The sequence below is a fragment of the Shinella sp. genome (assembly GCF_049651085.1).
Classification (GTDB): Bacteria; Pseudomonadota; Alphaproteobacteria; order Rhizobiales; family Rhizobiaceae; genus Shinella.
Genome location: NZ_JBASBL010000027.1, coordinates 64592 through 82676, shown reverse-complemented (window position 1 = coordinate 82676; position 18085 = coordinate 64592). Strand labels below are relative to the sequence as shown.

At 62.9% G+C, this 18085-nt stretch carries 18 protein-coding genes and 2 pseudogenes; 9 read left to right on the top strand and 11 right to left on the bottom strand.

Features of this window, described 5'->3' with window-relative positions:
• The first annotated feature begins 1 nt into the window (after nucleotide 1).
• From WA950_RS17780 to WA950_RS17770, 3 genes are read left to right on the top strand one after another with little or no spacing between them, the layout of a single operon-like run.
• Nucleotides 2-1018, top strand: coding sequence for an SIS domain-containing protein (locus WA950_RS17780; RefSeq protein WP_424553052.1), 1017 nt, complete (start codon nucleotides 2-4; stop codon nucleotides 1016-1018).
• Complete coding sequence (locus WA950_RS17775; RefSeq protein ID WP_424553051.1) at nucleotides 1018-1947, top strand: PfkB family carbohydrate kinase; 930 nt, start codon at nucleotides 1018-1020, stop codon at nucleotides 1945-1947. The genes WA950_RS17780 and WA950_RS17775 overlap by 1 nt, the downstream gene beginning before the upstream one ends.
• Nucleotides 1944-3017: an ABC transporter ATP-binding protein gene (locus tag WA950_RS17770; protein ID WP_424553050.1), complete on the top strand. Its 1074-nt coding sequence runs from the start codon at nucleotides 1944-1946 to the stop codon at nucleotides 3015-3017. The genes WA950_RS17775 and WA950_RS17770 overlap by 4 nt, the downstream gene beginning before the upstream one ends.
• Before the next feature lie 495 nt (nucleotides 3018-3512).
• Here the strand turns inward: WA950_RS17770 and WA950_RS17765 are convergent, their stop codons facing one another.
• From WA950_RS17765 to WA950_RS17755, 3 genes are read right to left on the bottom strand one after another with little or no spacing between them, the layout of a single operon-like run.
• Nucleotides 3513-4487, bottom strand: coding sequence for an ABC transporter substrate-binding protein (locus WA950_RS17765; protein WP_424553049.1), 975 nt, complete (start codon nucleotides 4485-4487; stop codon nucleotides 3513-3515).
• A complete protein-coding gene (locus tag WA950_RS17760; protein ID WP_424553048.1) occupies nucleotides 4484-5878 on the bottom strand; it encodes a sensor histidine kinase in 1395 nt (464 codons plus the stop codon). Before WA950_RS17760 ends, WA950_RS17765 begins: the two co-directional genes overlap by 4 nt.
• Nucleotides 5878-6558 (bottom strand): response regulator transcription factor, encoded by a 681-nt coding sequence (locus WA950_RS17755; protein ID WP_424553047.1) that lies wholly within the window; start codon nucleotides 6556-6558, stop codon nucleotides 5878-5880. The genes WA950_RS17760 and WA950_RS17755 overlap by 1 nt, the downstream gene beginning before the upstream one ends.
• Before the next feature lie 98 nt (nucleotides 6559-6656).
• On the opposite strand from WA950_RS17755, the gene phnD reads away from it, so the two are divergent.
• From phnD to WA950_RS17735, 4 genes are read left to right on the top strand one after another with little or no spacing between them, the layout of a single operon-like run.
• Nucleotides 6657-7619: a phosphate/phosphite/phosphonate ABC transporter substrate-binding protein gene (gene phnD, locus WA950_RS17750; protein WP_424553046.1), complete on the top strand. Its 963-nt coding sequence runs from the start codon at nucleotides 6657-6659 to the stop codon at nucleotides 7617-7619.
• Nucleotides 7620-7661: 42 nt separating this feature from the next.
• Complete coding sequence (locus WA950_RS17745) at nucleotides 7662-9506, top strand: ABC transporter permease (RefSeq protein WP_424553045.1); 1845 nt, start codon at nucleotides 7662-7664, stop codon at nucleotides 9504-9506.
• On the top strand, nucleotides 9506-10606 hold the full coding sequence (locus WA950_RS17740) for an ABC transporter ATP-binding protein (RefSeq protein WP_424553044.1): 1101 nt from the start codon (nucleotides 9506-9508) through the stop codon (nucleotides 10604-10606). The genes WA950_RS17745 and WA950_RS17740 overlap by 1 nt, the downstream gene beginning before the upstream one ends.
• Before the next feature lie 34 nt (nucleotides 10607-10640).
• On the top strand, nucleotides 10641-11780 hold the full coding sequence (locus WA950_RS17735; RefSeq protein WP_424553043.1) for an ABC transporter substrate-binding protein: 1140 nt from the start codon (nucleotides 10641-10643) through the stop codon (nucleotides 11778-11780).
• 73 nt (nucleotides 11781-11853) lie between these two features.
• On the opposite strand, the pseudogene WA950_RS17730 reads toward WA950_RS17735, so the two are convergent.
• From WA950_RS17730 to WA950_RS17695, 8 genes and pseudogenes are all read right to left on the bottom strand, one after another.
• Nucleotides 11854-12019 (bottom strand): annotated as a pseudogene (locus WA950_RS17730) (IS5/IS1182 family transposase); the annotation flags it as partial.
• 60 nt (nucleotides 12020-12079) lie between these two features.
• The gene (locus tag WA950_RS17725; protein ID WP_424553042.1) at nucleotides 12080-12865 is read right to left on the bottom strand and encodes a DUF2189 domain-containing protein; all 786 of its coding nucleotides are present in this window, start codon (nucleotides 12863-12865) and stop codon (nucleotides 12080-12082) included.
• A gap of 16 nt (nucleotides 12866-12881) precedes the next feature.
• Entirely contained in the window at nucleotides 12882-13079 is a 198-nt protein-coding gene (locus tag WA950_RS17720; RefSeq protein WP_424553041.1) for a hypothetical protein, read from the bottom strand.
• The gene (gene ccoP, locus WA950_RS17715) at nucleotides 13076-13954 is read right to left on the bottom strand and encodes a cytochrome-c oxidase, cbb3-type subunit III (protein WP_424553040.1); all 879 of its coding nucleotides are present in this window, start codon (nucleotides 13952-13954) and stop codon (nucleotides 13076-13078) included. The genes WA950_RS17720 and ccoP overlap by 4 nt, the downstream gene beginning before the upstream one ends.
• Nucleotides 13955-13957: 3 nt before the next feature.
• A complete protein-coding gene (locus tag WA950_RS17710) occupies nucleotides 13958-14128 on the bottom strand; it encodes a cbb3-type cytochrome c oxidase subunit 3 (RefSeq protein WP_424553039.1) in 171 nt (56 codons plus the stop codon).
• Nucleotides 14129-14130: 2 nt separating this feature from the next.
• The gene (ccoO, locus tag WA950_RS17705; protein ID WP_424553038.1) at nucleotides 14131-14865 is read right to left on the bottom strand and encodes a cytochrome-c oxidase, cbb3-type subunit II; all 735 of its coding nucleotides are present in this window, start codon (nucleotides 14863-14865) and stop codon (nucleotides 14131-14133) included.
• 2 nt (nucleotides 14866-14867) lie between these two features.
• Nucleotides 14868-16517 (bottom strand): cytochrome-c oxidase, cbb3-type subunit I, encoded by a 1650-nt coding sequence (ccoN, locus tag WA950_RS17700; protein WP_424553037.1) that lies wholly within the window; start codon nucleotides 16515-16517, stop codon nucleotides 14868-14870.
• On the bottom strand, nucleotides 16502-16882 hold the full coding sequence (locus WA950_RS17695; protein WP_424553036.1) for an Rrf2 family transcriptional regulator: 381 nt from the start codon (nucleotides 16880-16882) through the stop codon (nucleotides 16502-16504). Before WA950_RS17695 ends, ccoN begins: the two co-directional genes overlap by 16 nt.
• 271 nt (nucleotides 16883-17153) lie before the next feature.
• On the opposite strand from WA950_RS17695, the gene WA950_RS17690 reads away from it, so the two are divergent.
• Nucleotides 17154-17432, top strand: coding sequence for a 2Fe-2S iron-sulfur cluster-binding protein (locus tag WA950_RS17690; RefSeq protein WP_424553035.1), 279 nt, complete (start codon nucleotides 17154-17156; stop codon nucleotides 17430-17432).
• A gap of 115 nt (nucleotides 17433-17547) precedes the next feature.
• Nucleotides 17548-17854 (top strand): annotated as a pseudogene (locus WA950_RS17685) (glycine betaine ABC transporter substrate-binding protein); the annotation flags it as partial.
• Nucleotides 17855-18085: the final 231 nt, after the last annotated feature.

The following is an 18085-nucleotide window of genomic DNA, read 5'->3' as shown; positions in this document are numbered from 1 at the left end:
AATGAGCTTGAATGAAAATCGCCCGGCGGGTCTACTCGCCATAGACCGTGAGATGGCACGCCAGCACGCCGACGCGCTGGCGTCGTTCGAAGCGGCGCAGGAGATGGCGGGCAAGGCCGCTGCGTCCCTCGGGAAAACCGGCCGGATGCTGTTGCTCGGCATGGGTGGTTCGCACGCCGTCAACCGCGCGGTCGAGCCGCTCTATCGCGCCCTCGGCATCGATGCCATCGCCATCCCCCTCTCCGAGCAGCTTGGTCAGCCGCTGCCGCTGGAAGGCAGGACGGTTTTCGTCACCTCGCAATCCGGCGAGAGCGCCGAGGTGATCCGATGGTTCGACGAGACAGGCGGCACGGCCGATACGTTCGGCCTGACGCTCGAGGGCGGATCGTTCCTTGCCCGCACTGCGCCGTCGATGATCGGCGTAGGGGGAACGGAGCTTGCATTCGCCGCAACCCGCAGCCTGATGGTAACGCTTGGTCTGCATCTGGCCGTCTTTGCCGCCCTCGGCGACGACGTTTCCGAAGCGCTTGCTGCTCTCAACAATCCTGAAGAGCCGGAAATAGACGCCGCGCTCGCCGCGCTCGGCGGTGTCGCGACCGTCGTCACATCGGGCAGGCGCCTTCAGGGCGTGGCAGAGGTGCTGGCATTGGGCTTGACGGAGCTTTCGCGGCTCCCCTGCTTTTCGCTCGAAGGCGGCCAGCTTCGCCATGGGCCGATGGAAATGCTCGGCGAACACATCGGCGTCGTGCTGTTTCGCGATGCGCATGCGACAGCCGACCTCGTGACGGCGATGGCTCGATCGGTTGCCGAGACCGGCGCGCCGGTGGTTCTCTTCGATGCCTCCGGCCAGGAGGCCATGGCCGGGGCCGTGACGATATCCTTCAAGCCCGCGACCGGATTGGCTGCAATCTTTGCCATGCTGCCGGCCGCGCAACGACTGATGATCGCATTTGCAAACGAGCGCGTGGACAATGCCGGCACGCCGGTGCGCTCCACCAAGATTACGCGGAGCGAATGATGCGACCGCTTGCAGTCATCGGCAATGTCAATGTCGACCTCATCCTGGGGCCTGCGGATCCTTGGCCCAAGGCCGGCACCGAGGTGATGGTCGATCACGACGAACTGCGTGTCGGCGGCCAGGCGGGTAACAGCGCGCTCGCCTGGGACGGAATGGGCATCGAATACGAAATCGCTGCAAACGTCGGCGACGACCAGTTCGGGCGTTGGCTGGCGGATGCGTTCGGCGATCACGGCAGGAAGTGGCCGGTCCGTCCCGAAGGTACCACGCTATCGGTCGGCATCACCCATCCCGATGGCGAGCGCACCTTCTTCACCACGCGCGGACACCTGCCGCGGCTCAACCTCGCCGATGTCCTCGGCATCTTGAATGGCGAAGCGCTGGCAGGCGGTTATGCGCTTCTGACCGGCGCTTTCCTGACCGACGACCTGACCAAAGACTATTTGCTGCTTTTCGACTGGGCGGACACGCACGGAATCAGCGTTGCACTCGACACCGGCTGGCCGATCGACGGCTGGACGGAGCAGAACTGCGCCTCGGCGCGCCAATGGCTTTCGCGTTGCAGAATAGCACTTTTGAATGACATCGAGACCACGACGCTCGCCGACAGGGCCGACCCGATTGAAGCGGCAAGAGAACTTGCCTCGCATATGCCGGAAGGCGCAATCGTCGTCGTCAAGCGGGGGCCGGACGGCGCCATTGCGATCGGGCCGGATGGCGAAATAGCAATGGCTGCGGCACCAGCCGTCAAGGTGATCGACACGATCGGCGCAGGCGATGTGTTCAATGCCGCTTTCCTTGCCGCGCTGGCCTGTGAAAAACCGCTTGCCGAGTGCCTTTCTGCGGGAACGATCGTGGCGTCTCACGCGATCTCAACACTTCCCCGCAGCTATGGCGCACAGACATCTTCCGAGGAGACCACGCGATGAGCGCGCTCGAAATCCAGGACATTCACAAGACCTACGGCCAACTCGAGACGCTGAAAGGCATCAATATCTCGCTTGAAAGCGGCGAGTTCCTTGTGCTCCTTGGCTCTTCCGGCTGCGGCAAGTCGACCTTGCTCAACATCATCGCCGGGCTTGCCGAAGCATCGGGCGGCGACATCCGCATCGGCGGTCGTTCCATTGTCGGCGTCCACCCCAAGGACCGCGACATCGCCATGGTATTTCAGTCCTACGCGCTCTATCCGAACCTGACGGTCCACCGCAACATCGGCTTTGGCCTGGAAATGCGCAAGGTAGCGGCCGATGTCCGCGAAAAATCGGTGCGCGAGGCAGCAAAGCTGCTGCAGATCGAAAACCTGCTCGACCGCAAGCCAAGCCAGCTTTCCGGCGGCCAGCGCCAGCGTGTGGCAATCGGCCGGGCACTGGTGCGAAATCCGCAAGTATTCCTGTTCGACGAGCCGCTGTCCAATCTCGATGCCAAGCTTCGCATGGAGATGCGCACCGAACTCAAGCGCCTGCATCAGATGCTGAAGACCACGGTCGTCTACGTGACCCACGATCAGATCGAGGCGATGACGCTTGCGACCCGCATTGCCGTGATGCGCGACGGCCGCATCGAGCAGCTCGGCACGCCGGAGGAAATCTACAACCACCCTGCAACGCTCTACGTGGCGACTTTCGTCGGCGCGCCGCCGATGAACCTGCTGCGTGCGAAACGACGGGGTGCCGCATTTGTATTGGAGGGCAGCACAACGTCGCTGCCGCTTCCCGAGGGCCTGCAAAAGACGCCTGCGGAAGGCCAGGAGATTACCATCGGTATTCGTCCCGAATCCTTCCGACTGAATGACGACGCCGGCCTTTCCCTCACAGTCCGCTGCGACGTCGTCGAGCTCACAGGTCCGGAATTGATCGTCACCGGAAGCGTGGACGGCCAACGCATACTCGCGTCCGTACCACCGCGCACCCGGTTCAGCGAAGGTGACTATGTCAAGCTGGCGTTCGACGAGGACGCCATGCATCTGTTCGACGCAAACGGCATGCGGATACACACCTGATCTTTGCGTGTTCTCCGGCGCGGTGGCGCCGCCTTGGCGGACCGGGAGCACGGTCTGCTCTGATCCCCAATTCCCAGAGACCTTGCCCCCAAGTTTTATCCAGTTTGAGTTCGCCTTGGAGTGCCCCCTCGGGCTGGATCAGCGAGGTGCATCCAACTATGCCGCCGGTGCTGTCACGTAAACGCGGTGAAGGCACGCATTTTTGATTCTCAGTTGCTCCTCCCATAGCCTCCGCAGTGAATGGCGATCGCCGTCAACGGGTTAAAGAAGCAGTGGGTTGATTTCACGTCCCTTTTTGACCCTGCCTGCGGTGGTAGCAGTGTATTCGGCCGAGCGCAGCCAACTGAAGAAAATTCCCGATTGTTCTTCCGGATGCGGGATCGTGCGTCGAGCACTGCAACAGGCCTGTTGACTAGGGTCCGGGCTCGTCAATGCCCGTTTCCGGTTCGGGGCCACGGCGTCAGTAACCGCAGTCGCTAGTCGGAGAAGCTCCCGTTAGCCGACAATCATCTGGAACCAGGCATCGAGGAATTTGCTGCGCTTGATCATGTCACGGAAAACAAGAAGTTCCGGTCCCAGCTCGATCTTCTGAAGCCCCTCGAAACGGGTCGGCTGCACGGGCGGAACGAAGCCCGCAGCGGAGAGAGCCGCCCGACCATCCGGGGCAAGAAGCATCTGGAGGAGGATACGCGTCTCATGCAGGTTTCGGGCGCCCTTCGGTATCAGCGCCGTCCACGGTACGGCCAGCACATAGTCTTGCGGAACAAGGATCTCCATGCCCTTCGGCAGCACACCGCCAGCATGGAGCGCCGAAAGCGGCACATTGTACACGACGTCAAGCTCACCGGCCTGCAGTGCCTCCAGAAGGTCGTCCGTCGTGTCGTATATACGCGCCTTCGCCCCGCCAAACGCCCGGACCAGTCGCCAGTAGAGCGATGTCCGGATCGAATCCTGCGAGGCCAGCAGGTAGCCGATATCGTCTATGCCTACATTGACGACCCCGACGCGGCGGGCAAACCGCACACTGTCCTGCTCCAATAGGCGCACCAGCTCGATGCGCGTCTGCGGCAGGCGACCCTCGAAGGCCGCGCGACGCACTACGATGACGGCGGGGTCGGACCAGAAGCTGAAGACCTCGCCCCGCCATTGACGGTCGGCCATGGCACCGGCCACCTCATCCATAACGGCATGGCCTTCGTTTGCGATGGAAACGGCGATATCTGGCGAGGACAGGAATGCAAGATCGAAGGGGACATCGTTCCCGCGCGCGGCGGCGGCGGCGACCTGTGCAGAGGTAAGCCTTTCGTAGACGAGCCGCGTCCCCGGCAGGTTAACAGATAGCGCTTCGATCAGCGGCAGCATCCGCGCTTCCGAGATGACGCCTGCCAGTCGTACGACACGCTCCTGCGCCAGGCCGAGGCCGGGCATCACAAGGAGGAGGAAGAATAGAACGGCACCGGCATTCCTCATACTTCCCCCCTTACTTCCGACACGATAGGCAGAACGACCTCGACCACGAGCCCTCCCCCGTCGCGATCGGCCACAGCGATCGTCCCGCCGAAGGCAACTGCCACATCTTTTGCGATAGCAAGACCAAGGCCTGAGCCGGAAGTGCTGCGATCAGTCCGCGCAAAGCGCTGGAAAACCAGGCCCTTGGCGCTGTCAGGTATGCCCGGCCCCCGGTCCATGACCCTCAGCACGGCGCTCCCCTCTCGCTCGAAGAGGCTCAGCACGGTCTCACCGGGTGCATGGATGAAGGCATTCTCGACGATGTTGCGCACCATTTCCCGCAGTGCGATCGGTTCAGCCATGACGCAGATAGCGCCCTGCTGCCTGTCTTGGATGAGCAACTGCATAGGGCCGGCATAGGCACTTTCCGCGTTCAACATCTGCAAGGCGTCGTGGACGGCCTGCCCGACATCCACGACTTGCCGGTCCTGTGTTTCGAGGCGATGAAGCGTTGTCGCTTCAGAAAGCAGACGATTGGCGAGCATGCCCGCCTCTCGTGCATTGTGATGGATACGGGTAAGCCGCCGTCGTACCCGCTCGCTTTCCACTTCCTCCAACGCCACCTCCGCCTGGGCCTGAATAGCGGCAAGCGGTGTGCGCAGTTGGTGGGCCGCATCCGCCGTAACGCGCTTGACGCCATCGAGCACCGAGCAGAAGCGGTCCATGAAATCGTTCAGCGCGGAAACAAGCGCGGAGACCTCGACCGGCACTTCGTTCTCGATGCGGCTAAGATCGGAAGGACGCCGGCCCCGCAGGTTGCTTTCAATGAGACGCAGCGGCGAAAACGCCGAGCGCACCGAAGCCAGGATGAGACCGCCGGCAAGCAGCGCGATCGCCACTGCCGGCAGCATGCCGTTTAGTGTCAGTTCGCCGGCTAGTTCCCGGCGTGCCTCCCGCGTCTCGGCCACCTGGATACCGATCCAGCCTCCGGTTCCCGTCACCGTGTCGGCGCGGTAGCGCTGCACGGCGGCGATACGCACCGGTTCGCCGCGATAGAGCGCATCGTGCAGCTGCAGCGTCTCGTCCCTGAGGGCCGGGATATCGAGGCCGAGCGTGGGCGACCCCGTGACCAGACTGCCGTCCGGTGCGGTGATGCGATAGAAGACCCGATTCAGGCGGGACGTGCCGAGAATGGCGAAGGCCGAATAGGGTATGTCGACGGCGACGGTGCCCTCCTCGATGGCAACCGTATCGGCAATCGAGAGCGCTGAAGCCGTCAATACCCGGTCGAAAGCCTCGTCTGCCGCCTGGCGCGCATAGGTGCGCACCGTCAGCACCAGCACACTGCCGATGACGAGGAAGAGACAGGCCGTCGTGATCAGAAGACGTCGCTCTATCGACAGTCTTGCCATCAGTTTACCGCATCGACCTTGCTGCGTAACACGTAGCCGGCACCGCGATGGGTGACGATCTCCACATCCTGCGATTCCAGCTTCTTGCGAACGCGCGAGACAAGGAGCTCGACGGCATTGGGCGTTCCGACGTCGTCGTGCCCGAAGAGCTTCATGTAGAGCCGCTCCTTGCTCACCGTGCTGCCGGCATGTGCCGCCAGCGTTTCCAGCACCTCGAACTCCCTCCGCCCCAATTCCAGGGGCCGGCCGGCAAGCCGAGCGGCACGGGCGGACATGTCGACCTCGAGCGGACCAATGCGCAGCAGTGAACGCGCGAGCCCCTGGTGCCGCCGTGTGACTGCCCTCAGCCGCGCCTCAAGCTCACCGAGGTCGAACGGCTTGACGATATAGTCGTCGGCGCCGAGATCGAGCAGACTGATCTTGTCGTCGAGCTGGTTGCGCGCCGTGATGACGAGCACGGGGGTGGGCAAATTGCGCGAGCGCATATGTGCCATGACCTCGAACCCGCTGCGACCGGGAAGATTGATGTCGAGGACCACCACGTCGAATTCGCCATGGATCGCCAATTCCTCGCCGGAAATGCCATCCTGTGCCAAAGTCACATGGTGCCCGGCACGCGAAAGCTTCGCTTCGATCGCCTCGGCGATGTCGATGGTGTCTTCGATGACAAGAATACGCATGATGCTGACAGGACTCTGACAGGAAGTTTGGGCTATTGCCTCATCCTATAGCAAGGGCTTTGCCGAACGCGAGACGGTAAATCCCTCGGGAGGAGAAAATGAACCGCTTCCATGCCATCGCGGCCTGCGCGATCCTGGCCTGCCTTCTGGCAGCCGGTGGCGCCGTGGCCCGCGCCGAAACGTGCCAGAAACGGACAGGCCTCGATGAGGCCTATTGCGACGCCGACGGAGACCTGGTGGCGGACCCGCCGTCGGATCCGGCCAAGTGGCGCAATCCAGATACGCTCGTCTGGGCCTTCGCGCCCATTGAGGATCCCGCGGTCTACGCCCAGCTGTTCCGGCCGTTTACGCAGCACCTCTCGCGCTGCCTCGATCGCCAGATCGTCTACTATCCCGTGCAGTCGAGCGCTGCCGAAATCAGCGCGATGCGCACCGGCCGTCTGCATTTTGCCGGCTTTTCCACCGGCCCGACGGTCGAGGCCGTCAACAAGGCGGGAGCTGTGCCCTTCGCCGGCAAGGGCGAGAACGGCGCGGTGCGCGGCTATCATCTCGTCGCCATCGTGCGGGCGGATTCGCCCTATCACTCGCTCGCCGACCTCAAGGGCAAGCGCGTCGCCCATGTCTCCGCGGCGTCGAATTCCGGCAATCTCGCGCCCCGGGCGCTCTTTCCAGTCGAAGGTCTCGTGCCCGATACGGACTACCGGCCAATCCTTTCCGGCGCGCACGACAAGTCGGTGATGGGCGTACTTGCCGGCGACTACGACATGGCAGCCGTCGCCTCCGACGTTCTCGAACGCCTCGTGGAGCGTGGCGCCGTCGACCGCAATGCTCTGAGGGTGCTGTACGAGAGCCCGCTCTTCCCCACCTCCTCCTTCGTTCACGCCCATGATCTAGACCCCGAGCTGGCGAAGAAACTGACGGCCTGCTTCTTCGCCTTCCGGTTCCCGCCTGACATGACGGCGGCTTTCAACGGCGACGAACAATTCGTGCCGCTGCGCTACGATACGGCCTGGCGGGCGGTCCGTGATGTCGCCGCCGCGGTCGGCGCCCTGCCGGACTGATACACCACCGCCCCTCTTTCTTTCGCACGACAAAGTGAGCCCATGACCCTGCAAACCATTTTGCCGGACGACCTTTCGCGTCCCGAGCCGGCCTCTCCCTGGACGCGCTTCTCCTATCTGATGCGTGTCAACAGCGCCGATCCGACGCTCCTGCTCGGTCTCACCCTGCTGGCAGTCTTCGGCTACTTCATCCTTGCCCCGGTCGCCCTGCTGCTCGTCGACGCCGTGACGGTACATTTTCCCGATATCGCGCGCAGCAAGCAGGAGCTCGGCGCGTTCACGTTCTACTATCTGAACCGCGTCCTCTTCTCGCCCATCGCGCGGGACCTGTTCTGGTGGCCGCTCGCCAACACGGCGATCGTCTCCGCTCTTGCCATCGCGATAGCCTTCCTCGTCGGCGGCCCGATCGGCTGGCTGCTTGCCCGAACGGATCTCATAGGCAAAAAGTGGCTCTCCACTGCGCTGCTCCTGCCCTACATGTTGCCGTCCTGGACCTTCGCCCTTGCCTGGCTCACGCTCTTCAAGAACCGTACGACGGGTGGGCTTCCCGGCTGGATGGAGACCTTCGGCTTCACGCCGCCGGACTGGTTCGCCTATGGCGCGCTGCCGATCTCGCTCATCCTCGCGCTGCACTACGCTCCCTTCGTCATCCTACTGTTCGGCAATGCGCTGAAGCAGTTCGACACGCAGCTGGAAGATTCCGCCCGCAGCCTCGGCGCAAGCCCCGTCGATGTGGCGCGCCGGATTATCCTGCCGCTGATGATGCCTTCACTTATCTCCGCCGCCACGCTGATCTTCGCCAAGTGCCTCGGCGATTTCGGTGTCGCCTATGTGCTTGGCGTGCCCGTGGGCTTCGATGTGCTGGCAACCTCCCTGTTCCGCGCGATCTCAACCAGCCAGGCCGGCGCTTCCGCCGTCATCGCCAGCGTCATCGTGTTGCTCGGCCTCTTCTCCATCCTCATCGACATGCGCCTGCTGAAGGAAGCCAAGCGCTTCGTCACTATCGGTTCGAAGGGCGCGATGATCCGTCCAGCGCCGCTCGGCAAGTGGCAGGTGCCGGCCTTCTCCTGGGCGCTCGCCGTCTTCATCTTCAGCGCGGGCATTCCGCTCATCGCGCTGGCGCTGACGACGGTCATGCGGGTGCCGGGCTCCTTCAGCCTCGACAACTTCACCCTCGACTACTGGATCGGCACGGATCTCGGCACGACGGCACTGCACCAGGGCATCCTGCTGACCGGAGAATTCTGGCTGGCGCTGTGGAACACCGTCTGGATGGTGGGTTTAGCCGCCCTCGGCGCGGGCCTACTCGGTCTCCTCGTCGGCTATGCCGTCGTGCGTTCGCCGGTCCGCTTCGTTTCCGTCGCGCTGCGGCAGATCACCTTCCTGCCCTATCTGGTACCGGGCATAGCCTTCGCCGCCGCCTATCTGTCGATGTTCGCCGTCGCCCGCCCGCCGCTGCCGGCGCTCTACGGCACGCCGATCATCCTTGTGCTTGCCATCCTCGCGGACCAGATGCCCTTCGCATCGCGCGCCGGCATCTCCTCGATGATGCAGCTCGGCCGCGAGCCGGAGGAGGCCGGGCAGATCGTCGGTGCGGGCTGGTTCCGCCGCATGGTCTCCATCGTTCTGCCGATCCAGCGCGGCGCGCTTGTCTCGGCGATCCTCCTGCCCTTCATCTCCGGCATCAAGGGTCTCAGCCTCGTCGTGGTCCTTGCCGTTCCCGGCACGGACCTGCTCACCACCTACGCAATCCGTCTCGTCGATTACGGCTACAGCCAGGCCGCCAATGCAGTGGTCCTGATGCTCTGCGTCGTCGCCTTCACCGGCACGATGCTCGTCCAGAAGATCGGTCGGGCCAACCTCTCAGACGGCATGGGAAGCAAGTAATGTCCAGCATCACCTTGGAAAACATCCGCAAATCCTATGGCCGCGGCAGCCCCGCCGCCATCGGCAACCTCAACATGGAAATCGGCAAGTCGGAATTCCTCTGCCTGCTCGGCCCTTCCGGCTGCGGCAAGACGACGACGCTTCGCATGATCGCCGGGCTGGAGCACCCGACCGGCGGACGCATCCTCGTCGATGGAAAGCCAATCGTCTCTGTCGCCGATGGCGTCTTCACCGTGCCGGAGAAGCGCAATATGGGCCTCGTCTTCCAAAACTATGCCCTCTGGCCGCACATGACGATCCGCGACAACGTCGCCTTCGGCCTAAAGCTACGCAAGACGCCTGCCGCCGAGCGCGACGCCATTGTCGACCGCGTCATGACCAAGCTCGGCATCGCCCGCTATGCCGACCGGTATCCGGCGCAGCTTTCCGGCGGCCAGCAGCAGCGCGTGGCGCTCGCCCGCATGCTGGCGCTCGGCCCCTCCATCATCCTGCTCGACGAACCGCTCTCCAATCTCGACGCCAAGCTCCGGCTGGAGATGCGTGCGGAACTCAAGCGCATCCACGCGGAAGCCGGCTCCACCATCGTCTTCGTCACCCATGACCAGTGGGAGGCCATGACGCTTGCGACGACCATCGCCGTGATGAGCGAAGGCGAATTGCAGCAGGTTGGTACGCCCGACGACATCTACGAGCGCCCGGCCAACCGCTTCGTCGCGGAATTCGTCGGCAGCCTGCCGATCAACATTATCGAACGCGGCGAAGGACAGACCCGCCCGTTGCACAGCTGGCTTGACGGCGTGCTTTCCCGTTTCGCGCTGGATGACGACCCCGTCGCTTCCGCAGGCATCCGGCCGGAGGCCGTGCGCCTCGGCACGCTCAGCGATATGGACGCGGCCGACCGCGCCGCTGGACGGGGAACCATCGTCGACATCGTACCGACGGGCGGAAGCTGGATCGTCGAACTCGACATCGAGGGCAGCCGCTTCTTCGCCATCGCGACAGAGAACCCGCAGAAGGCCGCGGGCGACACTACTCATTTCTGGGTCGAAAGGCAGCATCTGCACCTTTTCGACCGGGACAAGAATCGCATCGCCTTCTGAGCGGCATGCGACACCAAGGCAACGGAGGAAAATGATGCCTAAGACATTGATCTGCCTGCTTACGAGCGCATCCGTTCTGGCTTTCGGCCTGACGGGTGCCATTGCGCAAGACGCCAAGGAAATCGGCATTCCCGACAGCGACTATTCGCTGGAAGCGCTGATCGAAGCGGCCAAAAAGGAAGAGCCTATCACGGTCATCGACGCCACCGGCAAGATCGTCTCTATGGCCGAGAATTTCTCGGCGAAATACGGCCTGAAGGCAACGGGCGTGAAGATGAGCGGGCAGGACCAGGAGCAGGTCATCGCCCGGGAAGCGGCCGCTGGCAACGTGCGCACCGACGTCTTCAACATGAGCAACCTGCCCTCGGTGACGAGCCAGATCCTGCCGCAGGGCCATGGCGTCTCGTGGCTTGCACCCGATCTCAAGGACAAGATCCCGGCCGAATACCAGAGCCCGGCGATCACCAGCAACAACCCCTGGGTCTTCGCCTATAACACGGACGTCTACGGCGACACCTGCCCGGTCGACAACCTCTGGGCGCTGACGACGGAAGAATGGAAGGGCCGCGTCGCCATTCCCGATCCGCTGCTGCGTAACGAGACCATGTTTTGGTTCAACCAGCTTGCGACCCACGAGGACGCCGCGATGCGCGAGGCCTACAAGGCCGAGTTCGGCGAGGAGTTGAAGACCGAGGAAGCGAGTGCAACGGCCGAATGGGTCAAGCGCCTTGCCCAGAACAAGCCGAAGGTCACGCGCAGCGACACTGATGTCGGCCCGATCGTCGGCGCCAAGGAAGAAAAGCCTCCAATCGGCTTCCTCAGCGCTGCCATCTTCCGCGACGCCAAGAAAGACGGCTACGGCATGGGCATTTGCAAGGAGATGAAGCCGTGGGTCGGGCAACTCACACCACGCGTCGCGGTCATCGCCGCCGGCACGAAGAGCCCGAATACTGCCAAGCTCTTCGTCCGCTTCATGATGACCGAGGAAGGCATGGCCCCGCAGCTGGGTGACGGCAAAATCTCGACCAACACCGAGGCGATGATGCCCGAAGGCGAGGCCTCTGGTATCGCCGCCCATGTCAGCAAGCTGTATGTGAACCACTCGGAAACCGGCCAGGACGACTTTGCCAAGCTTCAGGACTGGCAGGACTTCTGGCTGCAGAACTCCCGCTAAGAAAATGCCCCGCGCGCTCGAGCGCGCGGGGCATTTGTCGTCATACACTTTAGGTCAGTGCCAGGGCGCCGGCTCATAGACGTTGCCCCCATATTCTTGCTGCGGTGAGCTTTACGGCGGCGAGGTCGTTCCGGATGCTTGTCGTAGCGAGTTGCGATGCCTCGGAACTGTCTGATCCGGGTGAAGTACCGCTCCACGGGGTTCCGCTGCCGATAGACCCGTCGCGAGAAAACGAACGAGCACCTTCAGTAGCGTCCTGCTGTCAACGACGACGGGGTGTTTTGGTGCGGGCCTACCTCTCATCGGATTGCCTTGTAGCTGTGCCAGGTGCCGTGGCCGAGCAGCGGGAAGATGACGATGAGCCCCAAAAACCCTGTCGCGATACCGAGCACGGTGAGGGCAAGCACGATGGCGCCCCAGGCGAGCATGACCGGCAGGTTGCGGTAGACGAGCGAGATGCTCGTACCCATGGCGGTGAAGGCGTCCGTCCGCTCCGCCAGCAGCATTGGAATGGCGAAGGTGCTGATGGCGAAGGAGAAGGCGGCGAAGAGCCCGCCGACCACGGTGCCAACGACGATCATGCCCAGCCCTTCGGGCGTCGAGAGCAGCATGGCCACGACATGATCAAGACCGGGGAAGGGTCGCAGCCCGACGAAGAGCGCATAGATGATGACAGCGGCGCGCATCCAGACCAACATCAGCAGGCAGAGGATCGCGCCGGTGTACCAGACCTGCGCGCCGGATTCGGTCTTGACGAAGATCATGCGCGACAGGCTCGGGGCAATGCCTTCCTCCAGGTCCTGGCTCTTGCGGTAGAGGCCGATCGCCACCAGCGGGCCGACCACCATGAAGCCGGCAAGTGCCGGAAAGAGGATGTAGTCCAGCTCCATGCGGAAGAGACACCAGACCACCGCAACCGACAGCAGGAAGACGGCAAGGCCGTAGAACAGGCTTGGCAGCGGATTGCGCCAGAGGTCGCGCCAGCCTTCTCCAAGCCAGCCGATTGCGGCGCTTGCCGGCAGGTTGCGGCGGCGCTGCTCGGCGAGCGGCAGGTGCGTGTTGCCGGTCTTTTCCGTCGTTCCCATAATATCCTTCCTCCGTTCAGCAGGACGGCCGCGCGGCGCGATACGCACCATTTTTGTCTGCCGTCTTGAGGTGATCCACGCAATCGGGCTGCGAGGAGAATGCGACATGGATCAGATGCGCATTGGCGACGATGAACACAAGCGCACCGGCCCCGACGAGCAACACGGAGACAAGCCGCCAGTTGAGACGCGGCTTGCCGGTGAGCGCGGTCATCGGGCCGCCTCATCAAGCGTGCCGACATAGAGCGCCAGCAGTTTGACATCGACGGGCGAGAGGCGGTCTTCCCAGTGGGGCATATGGCCCTGCCGCCCGGAATAGACCGAAGTGAAGACCGCTTGCGCGCTGCTTCCGTAGATCCAGGCGGCGTCGGTGAGATCAGGCGCGCCGACGTCGGTGCTTCCGCGGGCATCATCGCCGTGGCAGGCGACGCAATTGGCGTCGAAGACTTCCTTGCCCGCCGCGATGCGCGCCTTGTCGTCGGCCCGCATCGGCAGGTCGGAAAGTGAGCGCACATAGGCGGCCACCGCTCGGACCTGGCCGGCATCCAGCACGCCGTCGCGGCCGAAAGCCATCATCTGCGAGATGCGCGTGTCCTCGTTGGTGGAGTTGATGCCAATGCGGATTGTCTCGGCAATGGTGTCCGGGTCGCCGCCCCAGAGCCAGGCCTTTGCGGCAAGGTCGGGGAAACCGGGGCCGCCTGTGCCGCGGATACCATGGCAGGCGGCGCAATTGTCGATGAAGAGCGTGCGGCCCGTCTCGCGCACCTGGTTCATCAGGTCCGGATCGGCGGCAATCTCCTGAAGGCTCGCCGTCGCGATGCGGTCCGTCCATGCGGCGCGGGCGGCTGCGGCGTCCTCCACCTGCTTCGTCACGACGGCGCGCTGGTCAATGCCGAGGAGCCCCTTGGTATAGGTGACGCCAAGCGGCCAGGCCGGCATCAGGATCCAGTAGCCGATGGAGAAAAGCGTGGTCACGGCGAGGAAAAAAATAACGACGCGCGGGATCGGCGTCTCCAGTTCCTCGATGCCGTTCCATTCATGACCGGTGGTCGTCCGCCCAGTGACGGGGTCTTTTTTTTCGATTGCCATACCCTAGTCCCTCGGCCGATCGTCTTTGTCGAGAATGCTCGTCTTGGCACGGTTGAAGCGCTTGCGGTTGCCCGGCCAGAGGGCATAGATCAGAACGCCCACGGCCATCGCGATGAGATAAAAGAGGCCCCAGCTCTTGGCGAAGGCGACGGTGCTGTCGTAGTCAACGTCCATGCCTACTCCTCCTTCGCCACGGTTTCCTGATGCGCGGCCTGCGTGAGCTGGCCGACGATCTGGAGATAAGCGACCAGCGCGTCCATTTCCGTCAAGAGGCCCGGATTGCCGTCGAAGACGCGCACATTCGTCGCTTCGCCGTAGCGCTCGCTGACGCCGGAGGCTCCCGCGCCGTCAGGGTTGGCTTGCCCACGGGCATCCGCCGTGGCGTTCTCGATCATCGCATCCGTATAGGGCACACCGACGGCGCGCTGAGCGGCAAGATGTTCGCCAAGATCGTCGACCCTCAGCGCATTGCGTTGCAGCCAGCCGTAGCGCGGCATCACCGATTCCGGCACGACATCGCGAGGGTTGATCAGGTGAGCGACATGCCAGGCATCGGAATACTTGCCGCCGAGGCGGGCAAGGTCCGGCCCGGTGCGCTTGGAGCCCCAAAGCATGGGATGGTCGTATTTCGATTCAACGGCCAGCGAGTAGGGTCCGTAGCGCTCCACCTCGTCGCGCAGCGTGCGGATCATCTGCGAATGGCAGGCGTAGCAGCCCTCGCGGATGTAGAGATTGCGGCCGGCAAGCTCCAGCGGTGTATAGAGCCGCATATCCGGCACCTCCTCCACCGTCTCGTGGATGGTGAAGAGCGGGGCAATCTCGACGATGCCGCCGATGGAAGCGACGCCGACGATGGCCAGCACGAAGCCGATGGCATTGCGCTCGAGCTTGCGATGGAAGAACTCCTTCATGGTCATTCTCCTACCTGCGGCTGGCCGTAGAGCGGTACGTCGCCTGCCGTCCCGGCCTTGCGGGTATGGCGCGCCATGCGGATCGTCATGCCGACATTGATGCAGCAGACGACGGCGCCGGCGAGGAACAGGAGCCCCCCGAAGGCGCGGGCGATATAATAGGGATGCATGGCGATAAGGCTGTCTATGAAGGAATAGGCGAGTGTGCCGCTGTCGTTGTAGGTGCGCCACATCAGGCCCTGGATGATACCCGAATTCCACATCGCGAAGACGTAGACGACGGTACCGGCAAGCGCGAGCCAGAAATGCACCTCGACGAGCTTCGGCGAATACATGCGCTCCGTCTTCCACATCCACGGCACGAGGGCGTAGAACGAGCCGAAGGTGATCATCGCCACCCAGCCGAGCGCGCCGGCATGGACATGGCCAACGGTCCAATCGGTATAGTGCGAGAGCGAATTGACCGCGCGGATGGCCATGAACGAACCCTCGAAGGTAGAAAGACCGTAAAAGACCGCGGCCACCATCATAAAGCGTAGCGTGGCGTCGTCGCGCACCTTGTTCCAGGCACCGTTCAGCGTGGCGAGCGCGTTGCCAGCCGAGGCCCAGGAGGGCACCAGCAGCACGATGGAGAAGGTCACGCCGAGCGTCTGCACCCATTGCGGCAGGGCCGTGTAGTGCAGGTGGTGCGCACCGGCCCACATATACATGAAGGTGATACCCCAGAAGCTGATGATGGAGAGCCGATAGGAGAAGATCGGCCGTTCCGCGCGCTTCGGCAGGTAGTAGTACATCATGCCGAGGAAGCCGGCAGTCAGGAAGAAGGCGACCGCGTTATGGCCGTACCACCATTGCGTCATGGCGTCCTGCACGCCCGAGAACAGCGAATAGCTCTTGGCATGACCGAAGGAGACGGGCACGGCGAGGTTATTAACGATGTGCAGCACCGCCACGACCAGGATGAAGGCCATATAGTACCAGTTTGCCACATAGATATGCGGCTCCTTGCGGCGCTGGAGCGTGCGGATGTAGATCAGGAAATAGACGACCCAGACGACGACCAGCCAGATATCGGCATACCATTCCGGCTCGGCATATTCCTTCGACTGGGTGAGGCCCATCAGGTAGCCCGTTGCGGCGACGAGACAGAAGAGGTTGTAACCGATCAGCACGAACCACGGGCTGAACTGGTCCGGCAGCCGGGCGCGACAGGTACGCTGGAGCACATGGAAGGATGTGGCGATCAGCGCATTCCCGCCGAAGCCGAAGATGACACCCGATGTATGCACTGGCCTGAGCCGCCCGAAGCTCGCCCAGGCGGAATCGACGAATGTCAGCTCCGGCCACGCCAGCAGCGCCGCCACCCAGACGCCGATGAACATGCCGACGACCGCCCAGGCGAGCGACAGAATGATGCCGACCCGTGTCGGGTCGTCGTAATACTCCGAAAACCAGCTTTCCGAAGGCTCCGGTGCAAATAGCGCGGAAAGCACGGTGAAGCCGAGGCCGACGCTGATGGCGAGCACGATGTAGCCGTGCACGGCGAGCGGATCGCCCTGCCCGGCGACCGCCATGGCAAGGCCGGCGAGCGCTAGCGCACTGAGCACAAAGAGCGCAACGTAGCGCTCCGACACAGTCAATCCCGAGACCATCGATCTTCCCTCCGCTTCCATGCTACCACGGTGTCCGTACCGAGCAGCGGGCCGAGCGAAACTCGGTTCTGCACGATGTCGGCGAGCGTGTATTTGTCGAGAACCGCCAGGAAGGCGGCGAGCGCCTCATGCCCGCCCTCCCGCCTGCATGCATTCGGCCAGTGAAAATTCCTCCCCGGTCGCCCGCAACCGTGCGCCGTCTCGACGAGACCGAGGTCACGCAGCATCTTCGCCACCTTGGCGAGTTGGTTGCGTGAGAACCTGTAGGCCTGCGCGACATCATTGACCGTGCACACGTGGTCCGGCCGCATTGCGACATGGATCAGCATGCGCATGGCGTAGTCCGTGTGAAACGTCAGTCGCATCGGCAAATCCCGGCCCCTCGAAGGCGACAATAAGAGGTATTTCAAATGCCTCTTTTAGAGCAAGACTTCGCCGCTTGAAAGAGCAATAGCGTCGCAGGTGATATCCGACACACTCGGAACGCTGCTTTGTCCGAAGACCAGGCCATCCTGATGGTCGATATGACGAGGTGGCCGCGCTTTGTGCGTGGTAGAAAAGATGCAGCCCTGCCGCGGACAATGATCGCCCACGGCAGGTCAAAGTCGGGATGCATGGCCGGCGGCCAGCTATGACGTGACGACTAGATCGTCACGTAGAGATCGCCGTTTCTCATTGTCGGGAAAGCGCGGCAAGTGCGCTCCCGGCGAGACGCTCCTCGAACGTGCGTTGAACGCGGGTATATGGATCGAGAGTTCATGCCAGCGGGGCGTTTGCGGAAGCTGCAAGGTCAAGCTGGCACCGGGAAACATCGACATGGACGATCTCGGTGGATTGGCTGACGACGAAGGGGCGGAGGGATACATCCTGGCCTGCTGCAGCCGACCAAGAGGGGCGACCTCGCTTGAGGCCTGATCTCGTTGATCGGACTTCGAACGCCAGAGTTGTTCTGCTGCACGAAGCAAAGGACATCACCGGTACCAACCGTCACAGCGACAGCGGCCACGCTGCAAGGCAGAATTGAGTTGAGGCCGTTGTCAACGGTCCATCGGATTGGGGAGCGTCGACGACAGCTGAACAATTGTACACGGCCTACGAAGAGGACACGAAAGGATTCATGCTGGTCGACCCGGGCTCAGTGGCGAGACTTGATGGTTCCATCGCCAAGAACTATGAGCGCAAAATCGGATGGTTAGGCTATTATTGGTCGCCAACATCGTTGCTCGGCAGCATCCGGTGAGGATGCGGCCAGATATTTTCTGAAAAACCACCCTCAGATTTGGACAGAGTGGCTTTCTCCTGAAATCGCAGAGAAGGTGAATGCGTCACTCCAATAGGGCATCGCCCATCATATGGCAGGGGGCGGAATCCTCATCCACACAGCAAGCATCGGCTTTCCTATGGACGGCCCCTGCCAGAACGACGCCTCGTCGATGCGTTTTGGCGCCAGCGGTTCTCTGAAGGATTTGCTGGCGCATTGACCTCATCACTGGCGGTGTAGCCCGTGACCTGCGGTAGGGTGGTGACCGCGGTCACCACCGGAAACTCACGCCCACACCCTAAAACGC